Here is a 23,731-nt window from a genome sequence, read left to right as displayed (position 1 = left end):
ACTCATGCTTACAATTTTTTTTTAGAAAAATCAATATAGCCAAAGTTTTTTTTTGAGGAATTTTGTGTTCATATTTGTTCTCCCGAAACGGAATGATCCCGTGCATTCCGCTAAAGTAGAAACAACAATTATTAAACACCTAATATTCAGGATATGACAAAAACTGCGCAATCGGTCTGGGAAAACTGTCTGTCGTTCATAAAGGACAATATTCAGGAGCAGGCGTACAAGACCTGGTTCGAACCGATTAAAGCAGTTGAACTTTCAGACAACGCACTTTACATCCAGGTTCCCAGTAAATTCTTTTACGAATGGCTGGAGGAACACTATGTGAAGCTGCTGAAAGTAGCACTTACCAAAGAACTGGGCCAGGGCGCTAAGTTACTTTATAAAATTAAGATGGAAAACACTTACGGCAACAAACAGCCCTTTACAGAGCAGTTGCCCAGTGCCCACCGTGCCCCTGTAAAACCACAGGAGGTAGATGTGCCTATCCAGAACAAAAACCCGGAGCTAAAAAACCCGTTTGTAATTCCCGGAATACGCAACCTTAAAATAGAATCTCAACTGAATGCAAATTACAGTTTTGATAACTTTTTTGAGGGCGACGCTAACCGCCTTGCCCGTTCGGCAGGTATGGCTGTAGCTAACAAACCGGGCGGAACATCGTTTAACCCGCTACTTATATTTGGTGGTGTAGGTTTGGGTAAAACCCACCTTGCGCACGCCATAGGTATCGAGATTAAAGAAAAGTACCCGGAAAAAACCGTGCTTTACATTTCTGCCGAAATATTTACACAACAGTATATAGACTCGGTAAAGCGCAACACCCGTAATGACTTTATTCACTTCTATCAACTGATAGATGTACTTATTATAGACGACGTACAGTTCCTTTCCGGTAAAACAGGTACGCAAGATGTGTTTTTCCACATCTTTAACCACCTGCACCAAAACGGCAAGCAGGTAATACTTACCTCAGACAAGGCACCTGTAGACATGCAGGATATAGAACAACGCCTGTTGTCGCGCTTTAAGTGGGGTCTTTCGGCAGAGCTGCACCAGCCTGATTACGAAACGCGTATTTCTATCCTTAACCACATCCTGTACCGAGATGGTGTAGAGATGCCGCAGGAAATCATAGAATACGTAGCCCGTAACATAAAGAGCAATGTACGCGAGCTTGAAGGCGCTATTATATCGCTTATTGCACAGTCGTCGTTTAACCACCGCGAAGTAACGCTGGACCTTGCCAAGCAGGTAGTAGAAAAATTTGTAAAAAACGTAAAGCGCGAAATATCTATAGACTACATACAAAAAGTAGTTTCAGATTATTTCCAGCTCGATGTAGATACATTAAAGTCTAAAACCCGTAAGCGCCACGTGGTGCAAGCCAGGCAGCTGGCCATGTTCTTTGCGAAGAAGTTTACCAAAGCTTCACTGGCAAACATCGGCTCGCAAATAGGTGACCGCGACCACGCTACGGTACTGCACGCCTGCAAAACGGTAGATAACTTGGTTACTACAGATAAGCAGTTCCGCAAGTTTGTAGACGATATTAACAAGAAACTTTCTGTTTAAGCATAATGGCCGTAAAGATACTGATGGTATGCCTGGGTAATATATGCCGCTCGCCACTGGCCGAGGGTATTTTGCAGAGCAAACTGCCGTCAGATAAATTTATAGTAGACAGTGCCGGTACCGGCGGCTGGCATGCCGGCGAATGCCCGGACAGGCGCTCTATAGCCACTGCCAAAGGGCGCGGTATAGACATTAGCAAACAAAAAGCGCGGAAGTTTAAAACATCTGACTTTACAAAATTTGACTACATCTATGTAATGGACAGCAGTAACCTGCAAGACGTTACAGCACTTGCCCCTAGCCCGCAAGCCCGGGCAAAGGTAAAAATGATGATGGATGAAATTTTTCCGGGACAGAAAGTAGACGTACCCGACCCCTACTACGGCGGGCCGGAAGGTTTTGAACACGTATACGATATGCTGGACGAAGCCTGCACCGTGGTTGCCGAAAAACTTTTAAAACAACACCCATAATGCCTGCTGGTAAGCTGTATTTACTACCCGTTCCCCTTGGCGAAGACGCCGACCCTAAGCACGTACTACCCGAAACGGTAGCCCGTTCTATCGAGTTTATAGACCACTATATAGTAGAGAACGAAAAAACAGCACGCCGCTTTATAAAGGCGATACTCCCTACAAAAAAACAACCCGAACTGAAGCTTTCGTTACTTAACAAACGTACCGAAACAACAGAACACGCCGGTTTTTTACAGCCGTGCATGGAGGGTAAAAACGTGGGGCTAATGAGCGAAGCCGGTTGCCCGGGCGTAGCAGACCCCGGTGCGGCAATAGTAAAGCTTGCCCACGAAAAAGGCATACAGGTGGTGCCGCTTGTAGGCCCATCGTCTATATTGCTTGCCATGATGGCCAGCGGCATGAACGGACAAAGCTTTGCCTTTAACGGCTACCTACCCATAGACAAAGGCGATAAAAAAACAGCACTGAAGTATTTTGAAAAAGTTTCGCAGGAACGCGGACAATCACAACTGTTTATTGAAACCCCTTACCGCAACAATAAGTTAGTAGAAGATCTTTTGGTACTGCTGCAACCCAACACCCATTTGTGCATAGCAGCCGATATTACCCTTGATACCGAATACATTAAAACCAAAACGGTAGCCCAGTGGAAAAAAGAAAAACCAGACCTGCACAACAGGCCTGCGATTTTTATTGTGCACAGATTCTGAGTCGCTGAGATACTTAGACACTGAGTTCCTGATCAGCTTCACTCATAGTATTATAATGAGTAAGCAAGTCCCATCTGTACAGTACTTTCTTTACGCACCGTCATTGCGAGGGAGGCACGACCGTGGCAATCCCACAGCCATGTTATTGATCGCTTCGTAATTCGCGATGACCACACCATAAAAATGGCACAAAAAGAATCAACCTCAAAGAAAACTAAGTTACTAAGTGTCTTAAAAACTCAGTAACTTCGCGAAATGAAATTTTTCGACTTATCCCAAAAAATCAATTATAAAAACGAAATACTGGCGGGGCTTACCGTAGCCATGACCATGATACCAGAATCGTTGTCTTTTGCCATACTTGCAGGCTTCCCTCCTTTGGTTGGGTTATATGCCGCCTTTATTATGGGGCTGGTTACCGCAGTGCTTGGCGGCAGGCCGGGCATGGTATCTGGTGGTGCAGGCGCCACGGTTATTGTACTCATAGCCCTTATGAAATCACACGGAATAGAGTACGTTTTTGCAGCGGTGGCACTGGCTGGCGTGTTCCAGATTCTTGTGGGCGTGTTTAAGTTTGGCAAATTTATCCGCCTTGTACCGCAACCCGTTATGTACGGATTTGTAAACGGGCTGGCGGTCATTATTTTTATGTCGCAATTAGAGCAGTTTAAAACTGTAGTAAACGGAGAAACGGTTTGGCTCTCCGGCACGCCGTTGTATATTATGGGCGCACTGGTAGCCCTTACGGTTGCCATTGTGGCTTTTTTTCCAAAAATTACAAAGGCTGTGCCCGCCTCTTTGGTAGCCATTATGGCAATATTTGCCATAGCCCTGGTGTTTAATATAGAAACCAAAACGGTAGAAGACATAGCCTCGGTGCAGGGTGGCTTCCCTCCTTTCCATTTGCCGCAGTTGCCTTTTAATTTAGAAACATTGCAAATCATACTGCCGTACGCGCTGATTATGGGAGCCGTAGGCCTCACCGAAGGACTGCTTACCCTGAACCTTGTAGACGACATAACCGAAACACGAGGTAATGCCAACCGTGAGTGTGTAGCTCAGGGCACTGCCAATATAGCAAACGGATTTTTTGGCGGTATGGGCGGTTGCCCCATGATAGCCCAAACCTTTGTAAACCTTAATGCCGGGGCCCGGGCACGTTTATCGGGTATTGTAGCGGCGTTAACCATACTGCTTATAATACTGGTAGGCGCACCCGTAATAGGCAAACTACCTGTTGCGGCGCTTACCGGTGTAATGATGATGGTAGCCATAACCACCTTTGAGTGGTCCAGCTTTAAGGTGATAAACAAAATGCCAAAGGCCGATATTATCATCGGTATGCTGGTGGCAGCAATAACCATTGTTTTCCATAACCTTGCCCTGGCTGTACTTTCCGGTGTTATTATTTCTGCCTTGGTATTTGCATGGCAAAGTGCGGTAAGCATACACTGCCACTCGTTTACAGACCCTGAAGGCACCAAACATTATGAAATTTACGGCCCGCTGTTTTTTGGGGCGGTTACCACTTTTTCCGAAAAATTCAGCCCGAAAACCGATCCGGAAAAAATAATCATTGACTTTAAGGAAAGTACCATAAGCGATATGTCGGCCATCGAAGCACTAAATAATCTTACAAAAAAGTACAGCGCCGAACAAAAAACCGTGTACGTTAAAAACCTGAATCCGCAAAGCCTTGCACTGCTGCACAAAGCCGGAGATCTCATAAGCGTAAATCTTTTAACCGACTAAAAACAGTGGTTTAAAACACTAAGCCCACGTTAAAAAGGAAGTACAAAACTTACTAATTGGCTATATTTGCAACTATGGCCAAACTGATAAACCTTAAGATTTTCCGAAGATTTTTTGCCTCGTCAAGCGCCGGTGGTATTTTATTGCTTATAAGTGTAGCGGTGTCATTAACGCTTGCCAACACTAATGTGGCTGACGATTTTAATCATTTGCTTAATACACAAATAGGCTTTTCGGGAGAAAATTTACATTTAAAATATCCTGTACTGAGCTGGATAAACGATGGACTCATGGCCGTGTTTTTCCTGCTGGTAGGTCTTGAAATTAAACGCGAAACCGTAGAAGGCGAACTATCGTCGTTTAACCAGGCCATACTGCCGGTGCTTGCAGCCGTGGGCGGCGTGGTAATACCGGCACTTACCTACAGTTTTTTTAACCATGACCACGCGCATACAGCACCCGGTTGGGGCATCCCTATGGCTACAGATATTGCCTTTGCACTGGGCATATTATCGCTATTAGGCAACAGGGTACCCGCGCAGCTAAAGATATTTTTAGCCGCACTGGCCATTGTAGACGACCTTATGGCCATACTGGTCATTGCCATTTTTTATACCAAAGAACTACATACCAACTATCTACTCTATGCGGGAGCCATGTTTTTACTGCAAATGATCTTCAACCGATTTAAAGTAAAAACGGTGTGGGCGTACTTAGTGCCGGGTATATTTATGTGGTATTTTATCCATCATTCAGGTATACATGCCACTATATCAGGAGTGCTTACCGCTCTTACCCTACGTACGACTGAAGATGACACCGAGTCGCCACTGGAAAAACTGGAACACGTACTTAGCAATCCGGTAAATTTTATAATAATGCCCATTTTTGCGATAGCGAATACAAACATAACCTTTGAAAGCGGCATGTCTAAAGGATTACTAAGCGGCATGGGTATGGGCATAGTACTGGGGCTTGTGCTGGGAAAACCTATAGGCATAGTAAGTATGAGCTGGCTGGCGGTAAAGCTTAAAATAGCGCGACTGCCCGACAATGTAACCTGGAAACATCTTACAGGATTGGGTATGCTGGGCGGCATAGGCTTTACCATGTCGGTATTTATAGCACTACTCTCTCTGGACAGGGCATACCTGCAACAAGAGGCTAAATTTGCCATACTGGTAGCGTCGGTTTTTTCGGGTATGGCGGGTTTTATGTACTTAAAATACCTTTCAAAGCAGCAGTAACATGCGCAGAAGTTGTTTCAGCACGTATTTACGCTTCGTTAAAAAGTAAAACAAAACCGCTAAACACTACCTAATTGCTACCTTGGCATTATGAGTTTGCTAATTTTATTAAGTAAATTTTAACAAATTGTTTTTTCTTTCGCAAATACAAAAAAAGTTAGAAGATAACCTGTTAAATTACTTAAATTAGCAGCAAATAATCACATCATCATGCCGTTAATTCCAGAATATACCATTGCTGCTGCACTGGGGGTTATACTGATATTGTATATACTTTCCCGGTTTTTTAACAGCAGGCCGGGCCACCTTACAAGGAAAAACGACATCCTTGATCGCTTTCAGCAACTGAGGTCTGTATCAATTAAGCTACAGGAGGAGCTTAGCAGCTACATTTTATCTAACAGTGCAGATAAACAGGTTTTATTTGATAAAGTAACCTGTAAAGAGTTTTTAAAACACCTGCAGCGTAACCACATCCAGAATCTTTCGGATAAAAATTATGCCCGCCTTAAAAACACACATAACCGTGTAATTTTAAGACAGGCAAATAAGATGTTATCTGAACAGGAAATTATACTTACAGATGCTCAGACAAAACTAAAGGTTATAGGCTACAACTTTACTGCACAACCGGTGCAGGGTGCGCTATGATATTAGAAGTATCGTAGCCGCCAAAACGCCTTATGTAAGATTTTAGTGAGGTACCGAAACCGTCATGGGCTTCGTTTTTGCCGTTACTGTTTAAAAAAGATTTTACAGAACCGGCTCCGGCAAGGTGCGCTGCTGCTAAAATACCTGATTCGGTTATTTTAATGCCACGTATTATGCGCCCTTCGTAACGATCTATCTCGTTACGCAATTCCCATTTGTTTTTGCTTAAAAGCGCTTTAAACGCACGCTCTTGCAATCCAGGGTTGTTTAAAAAGTTTTTTGCGTTGGTAATGCCCACAGAGCGGAGCGCTGATTTACCAAACTGGTACTTGCCAAGGTAACCAAAACGGTTTACCAGTTTGTAAAGCCCCTGGCTTTCTTTAATGGCTATCGCCTGTTTAAACCCAATGTACGACTTCCCTGTAAACGGAAAGCTAAACGATACTTTGGCTGTTTCATCAATTGTAGGAACCGAGTAATTTGTAATCTCGTCCTCAGAAACGTGGAAACCCTCAAGCTTCCCGAACTGTTTTTCTTCTTTGGTCTTAAAACCTGTACTTACCGTAGCAATAAAAAGGGCCAGGCCCGAAAAGTAAATCCATTTTTTATTTACCATCTATTTTAATTTCTCATAATCTGTCACCTTATGAATTTCACAGGAGGCAAATATACGAAAAAATCTAAGCTTGATACACAAGCACTTACACACAAGCTTTACTTTAACTTTACATTAAGACCACAAAAAAGAGCGCTAAACCACCCCTAACCACCCGTAAACAAAGGGGTTGCCCTGCCCCGGGACTGCCGTTTTACGGAAGGGTATTTTGTAATAAAAAAGTAGTATTATGTAATAAAAAAACACCCTCCGGAAGCTCAATCCGAAGGGTGTTGCAGTATATTTTTGTACGAAATTATCGTTTAATTCCCATTTTTTCTACCCACGCCACATACTTTTGGCGGTTTACTTCGTGCTGTGCAGGTGTTACGGCAAACTCATGGTAACCAAAGTTTGTAACGCTTGCGCAGAAGTAAATGTAGTTGTGTTTTTCGGGGTTTAGTACAGCGTCTATAGCCGTAATATCGGGCATGGCTATAGGCCCCGGAGGAAGCCCGTTGTACTTATACGTATTGTATGGAGAGTCTATTACCAGGTCTTTATAAAGTACACGCTTAATAACCTGGTCAAAATTACCCGATTGCTTTTTTACCGAGTAAATTACAGTAGGGTCTGCTTCCAGCTTCATTCCTTTTGCCAGGCGGTTTAGGTATACCCCTGCCACGCGTGGCCTTTCGTCTGTCTTTACGGTTTCCTTATGCACAATAGACGCCAGTGCCGATACCTGAAGCGGCGTAAGGTTAAGCGCTTCGGCTTTAGCTATGCGCGCCGGTGTCCAGAATTTGCGGTACTCCTTAATCATTTTGTCGCGCACCTTGGTAGCGGTAGTGTTCCAGTAAAATTCGTATGAATTAGGTATAAAAATGCTCAGCACGTTATCTGCATTAAGGCCGTTTTCATCCAGGAACGCTTTGTCTGTAAAGGCGTTAAGTATAGCAAGGCTATCCGGCTCCAGCTGGTGCGAAAGGCGGCCCGCCAGGTTTTGTATGGTTTCCTGGTTGTTAAAAGACACCTTTACAGGCACAGGATTACGCAGGGCAATGATAATATCGTTGCTGCTCATGTCCTTGGTAATGATAAATTTACCGGCTTTAACGTTTTGCGGGTATTGTTTTTTTTCAGCTACCCAGTCCAGGCGGTCCATATCTTTAATGTAAGGCGCTACAGCTTTGCGTGCCTGATCGTAGTTAGCTCCTGTAGGGATAAAAACCGACACTTCGCCATCGTTAAATTTAGTGTTTGGGGAAAATATTTTCCTGAATAGGATGTACCCTACAATAGTTCCGCCGAGGATAACCACCAGCGAAAAAATACCAATAATTTTTCTTGCTTTCAAAGGTTTACTGTTGTTATTGATTGTTTATTAACTGGTACAGCGCTTCATCTTTCCACAGGTTTCCACGTCTATTCCATTGTTGTTTTATACCCGATAAGGTAAAGCCAAAATTAGTAAAAAGGGCGGTACTTGCAATATTGCCGGTATCAATATTTGCATACAACTGGTGCAGGTGCAGGGTATTAAAGGCGTACTTAATAACCAGCCCCAGTGCTTCGGCACCCAGGCCGTTACCGCGGTCATTTTCATCGGCTACTATAATGCCTACGCCCGCGCGGGCATTGGCAGGATCGTATTCAAACAAGTCAATGAGCCCCAGCGCAGTAAAGCTACCCCTGCGGCATATGGCAAGGCGAAGCTGTTTTGCCTCATAAATGTCCTGATGGGCATTTTCCAGGTACTGCCGTATAAGGAAACGGCTGTACGGGGTTTGTGTATAGCTAACTTCCCACAGGGCTTCGTTATTTTCTATACGGTATACAAACTCCAGGTCTTCGGGCTCCAGGGCGCGGAGGTAAATGTTATTTCCGGTAAGCGTTACCATGATACAGTACCCTGAAATACAAACGTAGCCGGGCCTGTAAGGTATACCTCCTTAAACTCTTTGCCCTGCTGAACAAATGACACCTTAAGTACGCCACCCGGGGTAGCAAGCGACACCTCATTAGCCTCGGTTTTACCCAGTATTTTCATGGCAATGGCTACAGCTGTTACGCCTGTGCCACACGAGTAGGTTTCGTCTTCTACCCCACGCTCGTAGGTACGGACTGAAAATTTGTCAGCCTCAAGCGGGGTTACAAAGTTTACATTGGCACCCGAGTCGCCATACAGGCCGCTGTAGCGTATGCTTGCACCTATCTGTTTTACGTCGAGCTTTTCAAGGTCTTCTACAAGTTCTACATGGTGTGGCGACCCCGTATCCATAAACACATAGTTTTCGTATACCGAAACCGTGTGTACATCTTTCATATGTAATGATACAGTGCCATCATCGGCTATAGTGGCATGGTGGCGACCGTCTACGGCTTCAAACTCCGTTTCGTTGTCTATAATTCCTAAAAAGTTGGCAAAAGCCACAATGCAGCGCCCGCCGTTACCGCACATGGTACTGGTATTTCCATCAGAATTATAATACACCATACGAAAATCAGTACTGCCTGCGTTCTCTAATAAAATAAGCCCGTCGGCACCTATGCCAAACCTTCGGTCGCAGAGTTTTGCTACGAGTTTGGTATCATTTTTGGGAAACGTTTCATCGCGGTTGTCTATCATCACAAAGTCGTTGCCGGTGCCCTGGTATTTATAAAAAGTGTATTCCATTAGTACTGATGTTTCAGGGCAAAAGTACAAATATTAGCAACACAAGTGGTAAAGGCAGTACCGTACTTTAACGCATAGTTTAACGATTTATAAAAATTATTAAATACTTATTGTTTATGAAAAATTATTCAAGTTTGTTTTTGGTTTCGCTACTAAGCGGTGCCACTACCCTTGGAGCGTATAAACTGGTATTTGAAGACCATAATACCGCTTCGGCACTGGCAGTAGCCGGCCCCGAGGCACGTGCCGTATCGTACAACGGCGCAGCTCCGGAAAGTGTAGATTTTACCACCGCGGCAGATAAAGCTGTACATACCGTAGTACACGTAAAAAACACCATTTACCGCCAGGCTCCCATTAGTATGATGGATTACTTTTTTGGCTATCGCGGTAACGGGCAGCAACAGGCCCAGGTGGGCACCGGAAGCGGGGTTATTATTACCGCAGACGGCTATATAGTTACAAACAACCACGTAATACAAGATGCTAACGAACTGGAGGTTACCCTTAACAACAACAAAACCTATAAGGCTAAGCTGGTGGGCACCGACAGTAAAATGGATATAGCATTGCTTAAGGTAGATACCGACGAAAAACTACCGTATGCGGTTTTCGGCAACAGCGACGACCTTAAAGTAGGCGAATGGGTGCTTGCCGTGGGTAACCCCTATAACCTTACCAGTACGGTTACCGCCGGTATAGTATCGGCTAAGGCGCGTAACCTTAGTAAAGACGGCATACAGTCGTTTATACAAACCGATGCGGCTGTAAACCCCGGCAACAGCGGTGGCGCACTGGTTAACACCCGTGGCGAACTTATAGGCATTAACACCATGATATCGTCTACCACAGGTTCTTACGTGGGTTACTCATTTGCGGTGCCTAGCAACATTACCCGCAAAATTGTGGAAGACCTTATGGAATACGGTAATGTGCAGCGCGGTATGCTGGGCATACAGGGCGGCGAGCTAAACAGTAATGTAGCCAAAGAAGTTGGCGTCGCAGATACGCAGGGCTTCTACGTAAACAGTGTGGTAGATAAAAGCGGTGCCGACCGTGCCGGTATACGCAAAGGCGATATTGTAAAGAAAATAGACGATAAGCCAATAAGCAACTTTGCCGACCTTAACGGGGCTATTGTTACCAAACGCCCTAACGATGTGGTTCAGGTAACGGTAAACCGTGCAGGTAAGCTTATAACCTTGCCGGTTAAGCTTACAAAAAATGAAATCAACTCCTTTAAATATGAAGGGCTGGAACTGGAAGACCTTTCGGCAAATGAAAAGAAAAGCCTTAAGATAAACTACGGGGTACGTATTAAAGAGATTACATCTGAAGAATTTATGCCGTATTATGATTACATGAAGGATGGTATTATCCTATCTATAAACAACACTAAGGCAACTGATATTAATACGGTTACCGAAATCCTTTCGCGCAAGGCACAAGGCCAGCGCATGCAGGTAGAAATGCTTACCAAAGACCGCCAGGTAATGCGCTTTATACTTTAATATTCATCTTACTTACTATAAAGAGAAAGGGCCGCCTCACTACAGATGCGGCCCTTTAATATACATTCAGAACCTAATTGAAACTGTTATTTCTTGATTACTTTAAACGAAGCCGATGCGCCGTTTACATCTGTCGCTTTTACCAGGTAAGTACCGGCAGTAAGCGAAGCGATGTTATACTGAGATACGGCTGCATTTCCGTTAGAGAAATCGGCTACTTTTTGGCCCAGCATATTAAACACTGTTACCGCAACCACTGGCTTAGACGACGACACATTAAGCACATCGGTAGCAGGGTTAGGATAGCACTTAAAGTTAGCTTTTGCTACGTTATCTGTACCTAGAGTAATGTTTATACGTACTGCAAATGGCTCGCTGGCACATCCGTTAACCGTTTGCACCGCATAGTATGTTCCACTCTCCATTACAGAATAGGTTTCAAGTAAAGGGTTAACCTGCGCCAGGGCATCCTGTAGGGTAGCATACCAGGTAATCACACCGTTTGCAGTTGCCTGCACAGCAACCTGGCTTAGAGGCTGACCTTCCGCACCTACTACAAAGTCCTGTGTAGCTTCACCTGTAGGAGCAGGTACCGTAGTGACTAATGCACTTACTGCAATACGCGGGCTTTGGCACTCGCCAAATGACTGCCCTACATAATATACCACATCATTAACTAAAGGTGTAGTGGCGCTAAGAGGTTCACCACCCTGCGCTGTAGTATACCACGCTATGGTACCATTACCATTTATTACAAAATCAGCAATGGTAGCACCGTTACAAAACACCTGGTCTGCCGTAGCTTCGGGAGCAGGTACAACATCTACCGTTACATCTACCTGTGTACGTGGGCTTTCGCACACATTAGTTATTACAGCAGCATAATATATACCGCTTACCAGGTTTGCAGAACCAGCCAATGGCTCGCCACCTTCGGAAGCACTATACCACACTACACTACCGCTGTTAGAACTTGCCGTAAGCATACTTACCGTAGCTACACCACAAAATGACTGTAACCCCGGAGCCTGAGGTGCCGGTACGCTGCATGGGGCAGCTATATTAATAGCATAATCTTCAATTTGTCCGAAGCCCAAGCCTTCAGACGCGTCGCAAGGATCTACCGCTGCAATATTGTACAACTTAAATACGCGCATAACAGTAATACCTGTTTGTACCGTAGCAGGGATTTGTATATCGGCAGTAACCTGCTGACTGTCTTCACCGGTAGAGTTACGGATAGTACCGGCTACGCTAAACATTTCGCCTTGGTCTACAAAATCACCATCTCTATTAAAATCGATATAAACCGTAAAATAGTTGGTATAATTACCGTTTGTATTTCCTTTAAGCGTTATCGTGTAAGACTGTCCTGCAACAACCTGCGCAGGTGCAAGAGAAACGAAACTTTCCATTCCCGGAGACGAAGTAGCTGCAGAGCTGGCGTTGTCTATACCCGCAAAGTTAACCAGTGTAATAGGCTCTGTACCACCGTCAAAAACTGCGTCGCAGTAACAAGGGAAGCCTGTAGAGGTAACCTGCACGGCATTAGTAGTAACGGTTTGCTGTCCTGCGGCGCAGGTAACATTAAGCCTGTACCATGTAGTTTGCGTTTGTGTAGCCGTATACGTAGCCGAAGTAGCGTTAGCTATAGGACTGAAATCAGTTCCGTTTAAAGATGAAAACCACTGATAAGTAAGGCCCGAAACCGCCTGAGGGTTAAGAGCGAGGTTGATTTGCTGGGTAGCACACGCTGCTGTAGTTGAAGATGTTATAGCCACACCAGCCGGTACGCCGGTACAACCCGGAGAAGCACCTTGTATTACTGTAACATCATCAAAAAAAGCAAGGGCATCGGTTTCTGTATTTCCGTTTACCTCAGCTACAATACGTAAGTGGATGTTTGTACCCGATGGCGGGGTGAACGATACCGTTCTTAAACCGCAAATATCTGATGGCGTGTGGTCAGCATCAGAAATAACATCAATAGCTGTCCACGGCCCATCTAATGATGTACCGTACTGAACAGTAATGGTGCCCCAGTTTGCTCCCGTAAACGCCTCCAGTGTTTCAAAATCCAAAAGCTTAAAATTGTATGTAAGTGTAGCTTCCTGCCCGTTAGAAATACCTATAGGCATAGAATAGGCATCCTTTTCAAAATCATCCAGATAGTACAAATTGGTATATATAGATACACCATTGCAACTGAATGTGTTGTCTGTATCAAAATATCCGGGGTTATACCAGTCTATGGTTGCACCGTCAAAATTTTGAGAATAGTTAATCTGAGCACTACTTTTTAACCCTAAAAGCAGAAAAGAAAGGGCTAAAACAGCCCTAAAGAGTGTAAATTTCTTTGTCATAAAACATTTTGGTATTGGTCCTGATGAGTGTAAAAATATAAAAAATAAACAGCTAAAATTACTTTTACCCTAACTCTGAAGTGATTTAGTTAAATATTTAACAATTTTTACGCATTTTACCGCAACATTAAAAATACATTATCCTCAACACGAAAACATTTTCGTGAAAAAAATATTAAAAAATATTTCACGAAAACGTTTGAAATTTTATACATTTGCCAACAGTTAACCCGAACTAAACTACAAACTCTCATGAACAACTCAGTACTGTACGAAAAGGAACTTACCTACCAGGCAGACAGGAGAAAGGCTGGCGTAGAGCTAATTACAATAGTAAGCGAACTTTGGTACGAAAAATCTATTGAACTTGTACTTTTCCGTAATCAGCTTATAGACAAAAGCGTAGGCGAAATAATGAACCTGCATGACTATGCCGGCGAATTTGTAAAAAAGCCTATCAATATTTTTGACACTGTAGAAATTGCAAGAGCTTTAAAATCAGCTGATTTACCACCAAGCAGGCTGGATTTAGGAAAGCTGACTTACGAATTTCATGAAGAAACCAATACCTGCCACGATGCAGCGGTGTTTGTAGGAAACAAACTAAATGGCGCCCGCAACAGCGGAAACATTAAACCTAAAGACGTGGTACTGTACGGTTTTGGCCGCATAGGCAGGCTGCTGGCAAGGGACATGATGGACAAAATAGGCAAAGGAGCACAACTAAGGCTGCGTGCTGTTGTAGTACGCGATAAGGCTGATGCTAAGCTACTTGCCAAAAGGGCATCGTTACTAAAACATGATTCTATTCACGGGGACTTTAGTGGAAGCGTAATTGCTGATGAAGCTAATAACACCCTGGTTATAAATGGCACTACCGTACATATTATCAGTGCTAATGCACCTGAAGAAATAGACTATACCGCCTACGGCATTAACGATGCCCTGGTGATAGACAACACCGGCGCTTTTACCACCGCCGAAGCACTGGAACGCCACCTGAAATCAAACGGCGTAGATAAGGTTATCCTTACAGCTCCAGGCAAAGGCGTACCTAATATTGTGTATGGTGTAAACCACAAAGAGTTTGACCCTGAGGAGATTGACATTTGGTCTGCTGCGTCTTGCACTACAAATGCCATAACACCTGTGCTTAAGGCAATTGAAGATACACTGGGCATTACTAAAGGCCACCTGGAAACCATCCATGCCTATACAAATGACCAGAACCTGGTAGATAACATGCACAAAAAGTACCGCCGTGGCCGTGCCGCTGCCCTTAACATGGTTATTACCGAAACCGGAGCAGGAAGTGCCGTAGCCAAGGCAATACCTTCATTATCAGGAAAATTAACAAGCAACGCTATACGGGTACCGGTTCCAAACGGATCGTTAGTGGTTGCTAACCTGGAGGTGGAACGCGCTACCAATGTAAACGAAATCAACGAAATACTGAAACACTATGCGCTGGAAGGCGAGCTGGTGGAACAGATACAATACTCTGTAAATAACGAACTGGTATCCAGCGATATAGTAGGAACTTCGGCCCCTGCAATTTTTGACAGCAATGCCTCTATTGTAAGCCCGGACGGACGCAATGTAATACTATATGTATGGTACGATAACGAATACGGTTATAGTCAGCAAGTTATACGCCTGGCTAAATATGTAGCCAAAGTAAGGCGCTATACTTACTACTAAAATTGTCTTCAACCAAATCCTTTTTCTTCATAATTGTGTGTAATCTGCCCCGCCAATCCTCCAGGGGCAGATTTTTTTATTTGTAAGAAGTCCATTATTTTTTTGCCGAGATATTCCGCAATCTGTCTGTTTTTTGAGCTTTTTTTCTAAAAAACACACGGAATAGGAAACAACAAAAACGCCTCAACCTCCTCATATTAATCACTTTACATCAAGAACCTAATTATACGTTCCGCTTTTGGTGTATTTTAAATTCGTTGCCTACGCGCACCGCCATACAACAATAATCAATACCTAGTACTGAACGTTTCTGTTCAGCAGTTTGCCCCATGGTTTATAAACGCAATTCTACATTCTTTTAACCGGGTAATTTAAGCACTTCCTTCACTACCCTATTTGCAGTTTAAAAACCCAAAGTATCCCAGAGGTTATACTCGCTACGCACCATAAAAAAACTCCTACCCAATGGGCAAGAGTTCTATATATTTATTGTAAAAAGAAACCTATTATTAAGGCTTCTTTTTACATGTAGCATCAAGGTAAAGCCTGCGGCGCGTAGCTGTAGTTTGGTCGCCACTGCAATCAGGGGCGTTATCAAACGTGTAGTAAGCCGTAGGCGATGAACCCGGTATTTTAAGCTCAAGTTTAGTGCTGGCACCGTCTCCATCATCATCAGCATCAAGATAGTTAGGAATATAGTCGCCATCGGTGTCAACCTTACCTATATCTTCATTAGGATCCTGATCATATTCGTATCTATCTGGTATACCGTCTTTATCTGTATCGGCATAGTTAACCGCATATAATTTAAACGAAAACACAAGGCTTTGGTAAGCTCCTACAGCACCAGAACCGGTATTGTAATACCCTAATCCTGAAGGAACAAACATTATACCTGCACCGTAGTTTTCATAACGCGCCGGGTTAGGGCTGTTTGGCTCTGCCACATACGTACCGGCGTTAAACAGTGGCATTACCGCCTGCCAACCTTCTATTACACTGCTAAGCGAAAGAGGGCTTTGCGGGTACGGGTCGTAGTCAAACTGGGTTAGGTCCAGCCTTGTACCGCGGTAAGACACCAGCACATCGTCTCCTCGGGTAGGCTTGTCGCCCACGCCCTGGCGGAATTTTATATAATACACCTTATACTCCGGTGTATTGGTAGTATTATGGTAATATGCCAAATCCTTTAGTTTTACCGTAACGCTATCTATAGGGTATTCGGTTTGGTCCCATATAGAAGGGCGCGGATTGTCTGGGTCTATACTATCCAGCTGCACATTAAAGTCAGCGTCTACCGTCATGTAATGTGTTTTAAGGTATTTCTTTATACTATCCTTCTCAGAGGCGTATTGTACATTATAGTCGCGTGGCGGAGTATAGTTATTATCATCCTTTTTACACGAAGCCAAAAACGTAATTAAGCCAATGATGGCAAACGCCTTTAAAAATCTATTCATATTAATTTTTTATAGGGGTGCAAGATACAATTTTCCTGTATTTTTGTGATGGTAATAACACCGTTTTTTGAGAATTAGTATGAGGATAGACAAATATTTGTGGTGTACCCGATATTACAAAACACGCAGTATAGCCACACAAGCCATACAAAAAGGCCACGTAACCATAAACGGCCAGCAGGCAAAGGCATCGCGCGATGTACTGCCCGGCGACAAGATAACCGTACGCCGCGACCAGATTAATTATGTGGTGCGCGTGCTGGATATACCCGCTAACCGCGTAGGCCCTAAACTGGTAGACCTGTACCGTAAAGACGAAACCCCGGCAGAAGCATTTGCCCACCTGGAACTGCTGCGCCTGAGTAAAGAGCACTATCGTGCAAAAGGTACCGGACGCCCTACCAAAAAGGACCGCCGCGACCTGGATGACTACGCCGATGACGAATGGCCGGATGCTGAAGAATACCTAAACGATACAGATGCTGGATAAAAACTACTGGGAACACCGCTACCAAAATGGCGAAACGGGTTGGGATGCCGGGCGCGTAACTACCCCCATAAAAACATTTATAGACAGCCTTACCCACAAGGAGCAAAAAATACTGGTACCCGGTGCGGGTAACGGGCACGAGTACGAATACCTTATACAGCAAGGGTTTACTAACGCGTATATGCTGGATATTGTTCTTGCACCACTGCAAAATGCAGCAGCCAGGCTACCGCAGGTACCTGCCGGGCATTTTATACACGGCGACTTTTTTAACCACACTGGTGCGTATGACCTGATTATAGAGCAAACCTTTTTCTGCGCTATTAACCCGGAGCTGCGCGATGCATACGTAAGCCAAATGCACAAGCTGCTACAACCGGGCGGTATACTGGCAGGGCTTATGTTTTGCTTTCCACTTACGGCAGAAGGCCCACCGTTTGGCGGCAGCATAGCCGAATATGAGCAACGCTTTAGTACCTTGTTCAACATCAAAAAAATGGAGCCTGCTTATAATTCCATTAAGCCAAGGCAAGACAGGGAACTGTTTGTTATCTTTGAAAAGAAATAAAAAACCAATGGCTCACAGGCCACTATTTTAAAAACAACAACACAATGAACATTATCCTTAACCAACAGGAAATAGCATACAAAACCAGGCGTATGGCCTACCAGATCTACGAAACCTTTCCGGATGAAACCGAGGTGGTTATTGCAGGCATAGCCAGCAATGGATATGTATTTGCGCAACTGCTGGCTACAGAACTCGAAAAGATTTCAGATATTAAAGTAACCCTGTGCGAGGTTATTATAAACAAGCAACAACCGCTGGAACCCATACAAACTTCATTACCAGCTGCGGATTATACCAATAAATCACTGGTACTGGTAGACGACGTGCTAAACAGCGGCACCACACTCATTTATGGCGTAAAACATTTTTTAAACGTACCGCTAAAAAAGTTTAAAACCGCCGTACTGGTAGACCGTAACCACAAGCAATACCCAGTGAAAGCTGATTTTAAAGGCGTATCATTAAGCACCTCTATGCAGGAGCACATTATAGTAGAACTACAGGGCAGCGAAATATATGCCGCCCTGCGCTAAATAAGCCGTAATATTTCTTCCGCTACTATTTCGGGGGTTTTAGCATCTGTTACTACAGTATACTGAGCGTGGTTATAAAAGTAACTGCGCTCAAAAATATGCTGACCCACAAATTCTTTTAGCTCCTGTGGCATTTTCCCAGCTAAAAGCGGGCGTGTATTGCCTTGCGCAGTTACACGCCGTATAACCTCATCTATACCCGTTTTAAGGTATACCGAAACCACATCGGAGTGCTGCAGTAACAAATGGTTGTTAGCGTAGCACGGTGTACCGCCACCTAAAGCCAGTACAAAATCTGTGTTTTTTTCTACAACTTCCTTTAGGGTTTGGTGTTCCAGCAACCTGAATTTTATCTCACCCTCTTCTTCAAAAAGCTGCGAAACGGTTTTTCCGGTGTTTTTTTCGATGATTTCATCCAGGTCCAGGTAGTCAATTCCTATCGTTTTGGCCAGTAAACGGGCGGTTGTTGTTTTACCGGAGCCCATATAGCCACATAAAATTATTTTTTTCATATTATTAAAGCCTTACAAAACAAGGGTTTGAAAAATTCTTTCAAAAAAAAGTCAAATTTATGACAATTTCGTTTTGAATTATAAAGAATACCTCCGTATATTTGCACCCGCAATCAGGAAGTTAACACACTTCAAGACTTGGTAGCTCAGCTGGTAGAGCACATCACTTTTAATGATGGGGTCCTGGGTTCGAATCCCAGCCAGGTCACAACAAAGAACTTACTGAAATGCGGAGACTTGGTAGCTCAGCTGGTAGAGCACATCACTTTTAATGATGGGGTCCTGGGTTCGAATCCCAGCCAGGTCACAAAAAGTTAAGCAGAAACGCTTAACTTTTTTTGTTTATATTTATACCAGAATGGCCATGTGGAGAAATTGGTAGACTCGCCATCTTGAGGGGGTGGTGCCGTAAGGCGTATGGGTTCGAATCCCATTGTGGTCACTTTTTTTGACTGTAAAATGTGTCAAAAAACATAAAAAGCTCTGCAACTGCGGAGCTTTTTGTTTAACTACCACCGGCAAAATCATACTAAATCGTACCATTAAAATGCCTCCTATTTTGACCCCCATGCCTTCTACAGCATAAATCTGACCCCTAATCTGCCCCCTTTTTTGCAAGCCGAAAACAGTAAATAACACGATTTAAAGAAAAATCTATAAAATCGGCTGGAATTACACTATATATAGTGTTTTTTCATGTTGTTTAGTATTAAGCTTCTAATTCGGAGATATTGAACACGTTAAGGCTTTAAAATATTTTAAATCATATAAAGCCATAGAATTCAAAGCATTACTCCTTGAAAACCCTGTTATTCTACTAATATTTGTTCTTGAAAATAGTGACTGCCAGCTATTACACTAAGAAATATATTTCACATGGAAGATTTCAAAGTAAAGCCAATTTTAAGAAAGGACAAAAAGAGACAAGACGGGTTATGCCCAATCTATATCAAGGTAATAATCAAAAGGAAAAACATCAAGCTGCCTACCAATATGCTTGCCGAGGAATCAGTTTGGAATACCAAACTTGGTACTTTTAAAGAGGCTGCTTCAAGCATCAAGAATAGTTTATTAAAAAAGCAAACAAGTGAAATTGACACATATCTATGGCAGCAAGTTGCAGCTGAAAATGAACCAACCCTTGAGATGGTTAAGAACCAGTTTACAAAACAAAAGAATAGCGGTTTTTATGTGTTGCTCGAGGAATGTTATCAAGCGAAGTTTAGAGAAATAAAACCTGGCACTCAAAAGCACTACTTACTTGTGAGAAAACGCCTGAAACAGTTCCAACCCAACATCAACCTCAGCGACCTTAACCAAAAGTTCCTTATGAAATTTGAAAATTTCTTGGTTAAAGAGGGCGTGGGTATCGACGGTATCTGGCAGCACCACAAAATACTTAAGTCCATCATCAATTACGGCATTAAGAGAAAAGTGATAAAAAATAATCCTTATATAGATTTTAAGGTCAAAAAAGGCAAGCCAAGGATGGAGACGCTGACTGAAGATGATATAATAGTGTTGAAAAACTTAACATTTGAAGAAGGGGCAAGGGGAAAAAATACAGGTCTGGAACTAACCCGTGATATGTTCCTGTTTAGTTGCTACACTTCTTTAAGGTATGGAGATGCTGTGAGGCTTAACAAGAAGAACATTACTAAAGACAATGAAGGTGAACTGCAAATTACAATGATTACCGAAAAAACAGGGTCAGTAGTTAATGTGCCATTATCTGATAGTGCTGTGCAACTCATTGAAAAATATTCATGTGCCGAACGCGACACTATTTTTCCTGCAAAGAAGAATCAGGTTTGTAACAGGGATTTGAAACGAATAGCCGAGCTAAGCGGCATTACCACAAACCTGCACTTTCACTTATCAAGGCATACCTTTGGTAGCTTAATGGCGAGCAGGCTAAGTGCCTTCGACCTGAGTAAAACTATGGGGCATAGTAATATAAAGACTACTATGATTTATGTAAATACCAATACTTCTAACATCAGGAAGCAGATGGCTACATCGAAGATATATTACTAAAGGTTGCTAAAGAACTCCTGAGGTGTAATGTTGTGGATTTCTAAAATCCTGAAGAACGTTTTGAGGGTAATATTTGCACCGCTTTCAACACGCCAGTATTGTACTCTGTCTAAATCATATTCATTCGCGAAGGCTTCAAAACTCGTGAAGCCTTTTGCCTTTCTAAGTTGTTTGATTTTCTTAGAAACCTTGTCTATTTGTTGAATGATTTTGTCCTCAGGATTGTCCATCCTGCGAATTTTGGGAATAAATGCCTGTCAAAAAACCGCATTAATGCGAACTTTTATTACATTAGCTCCAAAATGAATTAACAATGAAAAAACTTACATCATTTGCAACTTTACTATTATTGGCTGCATGCGGGTCTGATGATTCGCAACCTGTAAACAACATTACAGGAAATTTAATTGGTAAATGGCATGTTAGCCAGGTAACTTACAATGGGGCTGTATCAACATGGATGCCCTGTAGCTATAATAATTCTTTTGATTTTAGCGAAGATGGTAAATGCGTTACCGAAGAATTCCTTGCTAATGAGTATGGAAATTGTGAATTAGCTGAAACTATAAATAAGACCTACACTCTTGATGGCAATGATTTAACGATAACGCACGATAACGGTGAATACGGTATCGAAACCAATACAGGCGTTATACAAGAGCTAACATCAGATAAGCTTGTACTATCCACCTATATGTATAACCATCCTGATGAACTGCTGCCTTACGTTGTTACTTACACTAAAGTCAATAATTAATGGCGCGATTTCCTTTAATAGTAGAAAACAGGCTGTATGAAATGGATGCTTTACAAAGGCGTGCGTTCATGGACGAGTACGACAGGAGAAGGAAATCGGTGTTGGTAGGCTATCTACTACTTATCCCATTGGGCTGGCATTACGCCTATGTGAAAAAATGGGGAATACAGGTGCTTTGCTGGTTTACACTGTGGGGCTTTTTATTATGGTGGCTGATAGATTGGTTCAGGATACCATCAATAATAAACCGTTACAATAAAGACCTTTCTATAAAAATCATGACGGAGATATCTTTAATATATGGCAACAACCCAACACGGGCAACAGCCCCTGAACCTGAAACGGCACTGAGCACATGGCTGAAACAAAATCCGGGCAGTTCTATCAACGACTACTACAGCAAGTTCGGTAGATAAAAAAGCATTTTTATTGTAAAGACTCTATAGTGGGCAGGCAATATTTGAGCTAAAAGCAATCAAAAAAATTACTGGCGAGGGCATACCTCGCCTTTTTTTGCTATAACTGACAGTGTTGCCATGAATTTTATGTTTTTGGCTACAGAGACAGTAATCAAAAACGGCTCTATTAATCAATTGATAATCAGTGGTTATTTAGAAATAATAGAATTTGTTTTTATAATGCTATTGGAACATTTCACAACTTTGAGTGCCTCAGTTATTAAACATAGAATTTTAAACAAAATTTTATGTCAGTAAAAAATGAAATGAGGGAAGTGCTGCTGGAGCAGCTAAGCCCTATTATTGAAACAATGCTCGATACGGTATTCGAGAATTTGCAACAACGTCTACAGGAAAGGCAGGATGCTACTTCGCCTGTCGATGATGAAGTGTTAACCTTTAAAGAGGTATTGCAAAGGTACAAAATTAGTGCAACAAATTTTGAGCTTAAAATCAGGGAGCATGGATTAGTGCCAGGCCAAGCAAAAAAGAAGGGAAACAGGCGGTTTCTAAAGAGTGAGTGCGACAGAATATTCATCAAAAAAATGCTGTAGGTTATGGTTTGTTTTATGTACATAGTCAATAGTTCGGTTGAGCTTGACACAGATGTTTTAGGTTTTGTTTGGGAAGATTATTACGAAAAGAATAGAAAGGTAGGCATCTACTGTAAGATTTTCTACAAGGATGAGCATGACCCAACGGCAGATGGTTCTTTGGATGTAATTATTTACGATAATAAGCCTGGCTTCACCATCAAGGGCAGCCTGAGGAAATTCTACCATGGCAAAAGTACAGCCGTGGCAGATCTTACACTTTTACAATTTCGTCGGTGTATAACCACAATAGCAAAAAGGCTTAAAGTGCCTGTAAAAGAAATCTGGTATGCAGATTTTACGTTTATGGAATTCGGAGCTAACATTGTCTTGCCGGCAATGTATCAATGCTTACTGCTGTGTCTGAGTACTTTTACCCGAAGAAAGAAAGATGAATATAAAGGAGAAACGGTGTATTTTAAAAACCAAAGCAGGGAGAGTAAGTTTTATGACAAACTATTGGAAATACAGGGTAAGTCAGGTATGTCGAAAAAAGCATATGAAATTTTAGCAAAATTTGTCCTTGTGTTTAGATATGAGGTACGGATTAAACCTGCCAACATTAAAGATTTTAGCGAGAACAGAGTAATTGATGTTTACAACAACTGGAATCTTTTTGTTGACTACTGGCTGAAAGAATTTGAAAAAGTCAGGTTCGAAAACAAGATGCCGGTCAAGGCCACTTCAGAAGGCGGGCTGGTTGGGATTAAGGACTTCAAAAATTACTTTATGTCGGAGTCTATTAAAAGGCTTGGAGGGCTTGATGAGGCCGAAAAAATAATTCGTAACTCCAAAGCTGAGCGGAAAGCTAATATCTTTCGCCAAATATCGAAGGCATACTTGCCTAACTACGATGCTGAATTTGTTCAAATGATAAACACGTTAAACTGCAAGGTAAAAAACAAAGCAGAAGAAAAACGGAGAATCATGTGATCACTTATATAATTATATTAATTATGGCATGAAAACATACATATCTACCTAATGCAACATGTGTAATTCCATATAAGAACATGTAGGTAGAGCCGTATGGCTCTATGTTAGGGGGTACGAATG

General features: G+C 42.7%; 24 protein-coding genes and 3 tRNA genes. 19 read left to right on the top strand and 8 right to left on the bottom strand.

From position 1 onward, the window contains the following. The first annotated feature begins 153 nt into the window (after nt 1-153). From dnaA to ACLI08_RS05350, 6 genes are all read left to right on the top strand, one after another. Complete coding sequence (dnaA, locus tag ACLI08_RS05375; RefSeq protein ID WP_411427439.1) at nt 154-1,581, top strand: chromosomal replication initiator protein DnaA; 1,428 nt, start codon at nt 154-156, stop codon at nt 1,579-1,581. Between the two features lie 5 nt (nt 1,582-1,586). After that, nucleotides 1,587-2,054 (top strand): low molecular weight protein-tyrosine-phosphatase, encoded by a 468-nt coding sequence (locus tag ACLI08_RS05370; protein WP_411427438.1) that lies wholly within the window; start codon nt 1,587-1,589, stop codon nt 2,052-2,054. Continuing rightward, on the top strand, nt 2,054-2,767 hold the full coding sequence (locus tag ACLI08_RS05365; protein WP_411427437.1) for an SAM-dependent methyltransferase: 714 nt from the start codon (nt 2,054-2,056) through the stop codon (nt 2,765-2,767). The genes ACLI08_RS05370 and ACLI08_RS05365 overlap by 1 nt, the downstream gene beginning before the upstream one ends. Nucleotides 2,768-3,022: 255 nt before the next feature. Next, complete coding sequence (locus ACLI08_RS05360; protein ID WP_411427436.1) at nt 3,023-4,519, top strand: SulP family inorganic anion transporter; 1,497 nt, start codon at nt 3,023-3,025, stop codon at nt 4,517-4,519. A gap of 74 nt (nt 4,520-4,593) precedes the next feature. Next, a complete protein-coding gene (gene nhaA, locus ACLI08_RS05355) occupies nt 4,594-5,766 on the top strand; it encodes a Na+/H+ antiporter NhaA (protein WP_411427435.1) in 1,173 nt (390 codons plus the stop codon). A 210-nt stretch (nt 5,767-5,976) separates the two neighbouring features. Continuing rightward, nucleotides 5,977-6,417 carry a hypothetical protein gene (locus ACLI08_RS05350; RefSeq protein ID WP_411427434.1) on the top strand — a complete coding sequence of 147 codons (441 nt, stop codon included), beginning with the start codon at nt 5,977-5,979 and terminating at the stop codon, nt 6,415-6,417. On the opposite strand, the gene ACLI08_RS05345 is transcribed toward ACLI08_RS05350, so the two are convergent. The 4 genes from ACLI08_RS05345 to dapF form a co-directional block, all read right to left on the bottom strand. Next, a complete protein-coding gene (locus tag ACLI08_RS05345; RefSeq protein ID WP_411427433.1) occupies nt 6,386-7,033 on the bottom strand; it encodes a peptidoglycan-binding protein LysM in 648 nt (215 codons plus the stop codon). The two genes, ACLI08_RS05350 and ACLI08_RS05345, sit on opposite strands and share 32 nt — an antisense overlap. A 295-nt stretch (nt 7,034-7,328) precedes the next feature. Next, nucleotides 7,329-8,369, bottom strand: coding sequence for an endolytic transglycosylase MltG (gene mltG / locus ACLI08_RS05340; RefSeq protein ID WP_411427432.1), 1,041 nt, complete (start codon nt 8,367-8,369; stop codon nt 7,329-7,331). 13 nt (nt 8,370-8,382) lie between these two features. Further along, the gene (locus tag ACLI08_RS05335; protein ID WP_411427431.1) at nt 8,383-8,913 is read right to left on the bottom strand and encodes a GNAT family N-acetyltransferase; all 531 of its coding nucleotides are present in this window, start codon (nt 8,911-8,913) and stop codon (nt 8,383-8,385) included. Next, nucleotides 8,907-9,689 (bottom strand): diaminopimelate epimerase, encoded by a 783-nt coding sequence (dapF, locus tag ACLI08_RS05330; RefSeq protein WP_411427430.1) that lies wholly within the window; start codon nt 9,687-9,689, stop codon nt 8,907-8,909. Before dapF ends, ACLI08_RS05335 begins: the two co-directional genes overlap by 7 nt. A 116-nt stretch (nt 9,690-9,805) precedes the next feature. Here dapF and ACLI08_RS05325 point away from each other — a divergent pair, with 116 nt between their 5' ends. Beyond that, nucleotides 9,806-11,200 carry a Do family serine endopeptidase gene (locus ACLI08_RS05325; protein WP_411427429.1) on the top strand — a complete coding sequence of 465 codons (1,395 nt, stop codon included), beginning with the start codon at nt 9,806-9,808 and terminating at the stop codon, nt 11,198-11,200. Between the two features lie 86 nt (nt 11,201-11,286). Here the strand turns inward: ACLI08_RS05325 and ACLI08_RS05320 are convergent, their stop codons facing one another. After that, nucleotides 11,287-13,563: a T9SS type A sorting domain-containing protein gene (locus tag ACLI08_RS05320; RefSeq protein WP_411427428.1), complete on the bottom strand. Its 2,277-nt coding sequence runs from the start codon at nt 13,561-13,563 to the stop codon at nt 11,287-11,289. A gap of 252 nt (nt 13,564-13,815) precedes the next feature. Here ACLI08_RS05320 and ACLI08_RS05315 point away from each other — a divergent pair, with 252 nt between their 5' ends. After that, nucleotides 13,816-15,264, top strand: a complete 1,449-nt coding sequence (locus ACLI08_RS05315; protein ID WP_411427427.1) for a glyceraldehyde-3-phosphate dehydrogenase — start codon at nt 13,816-13,818, stop codon at nt 15,262-15,264. 509 nt (nt 15,265-15,773) lie between these two features. Here ACLI08_RS05315 and ACLI08_RS05310 read toward each other — a convergent pair. Then, nucleotides 15,774-16,724, bottom strand: coding sequence for an FKBP-type peptidyl-prolyl cis-trans isomerase (locus ACLI08_RS05310; RefSeq protein ID WP_411427426.1), 951 nt, complete (start codon nt 16,722-16,724; stop codon nt 15,774-15,776). Between the two features lie 79 nt (nt 16,725-16,803). Here ACLI08_RS05310 and ACLI08_RS05305 point away from each other — a divergent pair, with 79 nt between their 5' ends. Genes ACLI08_RS05305 through ACLI08_RS05295 form a run of 3 tightly spaced genes read left to right on the top strand, consistent with a single transcriptional unit; the run spans nt 16,804 to nt 18,318 of the window. Beyond that, nucleotides 16,804-17,214, top strand: a complete 411-nt coding sequence (locus ACLI08_RS05305) for an RNA-binding S4 domain-containing protein (RefSeq protein WP_411428004.1) — start codon at nt 16,804-16,806, stop codon at nt 17,212-17,214. Continuing rightward, nucleotides 17,204-17,782, top strand: a complete 579-nt coding sequence (locus ACLI08_RS05300; RefSeq protein ID WP_411427425.1) for a methyltransferase domain-containing protein — start codon at nt 17,204-17,206, stop codon at nt 17,780-17,782. Before ACLI08_RS05305 ends, ACLI08_RS05300 begins: the two co-directional genes overlap by 11 nt. Before the next feature lie 44 nt (nt 17,783-17,826). After that, nucleotides 17,827-18,318: a phosphoribosyltransferase domain-containing protein gene (locus ACLI08_RS05295; protein WP_411427424.1), complete on the top strand. Its 492-nt coding sequence runs from the start codon at nt 17,827-17,829 to the stop codon at nt 18,316-18,318. Here ACLI08_RS05295 and ACLI08_RS05290 read toward each other — a convergent pair. Next, nucleotides 18,315-18,830: a shikimate kinase gene (locus tag ACLI08_RS05290; RefSeq protein WP_411427423.1), complete on the bottom strand. Its 516-nt coding sequence runs from the start codon at nt 18,828-18,830 to the stop codon at nt 18,315-18,317. The genes ACLI08_RS05295 and ACLI08_RS05290 overlap by 4 nt on opposite strands. Nucleotides 18,831-18,965: 135 nt before the next feature. Here ACLI08_RS05290 and ACLI08_RS05285 point away from each other — a divergent pair. From ACLI08_RS05285 to ACLI08_RS05270, 4 genes are all read left to right on the top strand, one after another. Then, nucleotides 18,966-19,038, top strand: a tRNA-Lys gene (locus ACLI08_RS05285). A gap of 26 nt (nt 19,039-19,064) precedes the next feature. Further along, a tRNA-Lys gene (locus ACLI08_RS05280) sits at nt 19,065-19,137 on the top strand. A 53-nt stretch (nt 19,138-19,190) separates the two neighbouring features. After that, a tRNA-Leu gene (locus ACLI08_RS05275) sits at nt 19,191-19,272 on the top strand. Nucleotides 19,273-19,706: 434 nt separating this feature from the next. Further along, a complete protein-coding gene (locus ACLI08_RS05270; RefSeq protein WP_411427422.1) occupies nt 19,707-20,867 on the top strand; it encodes a tyrosine-type recombinase/integrase in 1,161 nt (386 codons plus the stop codon). Here the strand turns inward: ACLI08_RS05270 and ACLI08_RS05265 are convergent. Then, on the bottom strand, nt 20,864-21,097 hold the full coding sequence (locus ACLI08_RS05265) for a helix-turn-helix domain-containing protein (protein WP_411427421.1): 234 nt from the start codon (nt 21,095-21,097) through the stop codon (nt 20,864-20,866). The two genes, ACLI08_RS05270 and ACLI08_RS05265, sit on opposite strands and share 4 nt — an antisense overlap. A gap of 83 nt (nt 21,098-21,180) precedes the next feature. Between ACLI08_RS05265 and ACLI08_RS05260 the strand changes: the two genes are divergently transcribed. From ACLI08_RS05260 to ACLI08_RS05245, 4 genes are all read left to right on the top strand, one after another. Then, entirely contained in the window at nt 21,181-21,624 is a 444-nt protein-coding gene (locus ACLI08_RS05260) for a lipocalin family protein (RefSeq protein ID WP_411427420.1), read from the top strand. Next, entirely contained in the window at nt 21,624-22,040 is a 417-nt protein-coding gene (locus tag ACLI08_RS05255) for a TM2 domain-containing protein (protein WP_411427419.1), read from the top strand. Before ACLI08_RS05260 ends, ACLI08_RS05255 begins: the two co-directional genes overlap by 1 nt. Nucleotides 22,041-22,330: 290 nt before the next feature. Next, nucleotides 22,331-22,636, top strand: a complete 306-nt coding sequence (locus tag ACLI08_RS05250; RefSeq protein WP_411427418.1) for a hypothetical protein — start codon at nt 22,331-22,333, stop codon at nt 22,634-22,636. A 15-nt stretch (nt 22,637-22,651) separates the two neighbouring features. Further along, the gene (locus ACLI08_RS05245; protein ID WP_411427417.1) at nt 22,652-23,608 is read left to right on the top strand and encodes a phage/plasmid replication protein; all 957 of its coding nucleotides are present in this window, start codon (nt 22,652-22,654) and stop codon (nt 23,606-23,608) included. Nucleotides 23,609-23,731 lie beyond the last annotated feature (123 nt).

Origin of the sequence: Flavobacterium sp. RNTU_13 (assembly GCF_046614455.1) — a bacterium.
In the GTDB taxonomy this organism is placed as follows: domain Bacteria; phylum Bacteroidota; class Bacteroidia; order Flavobacteriales; family Flavobacteriaceae; genus Flavobacterium.
Note: the sequence above shows the minus strand (reverse complement) of the source record. Positions and strands in the feature narration are given on the sequence as shown.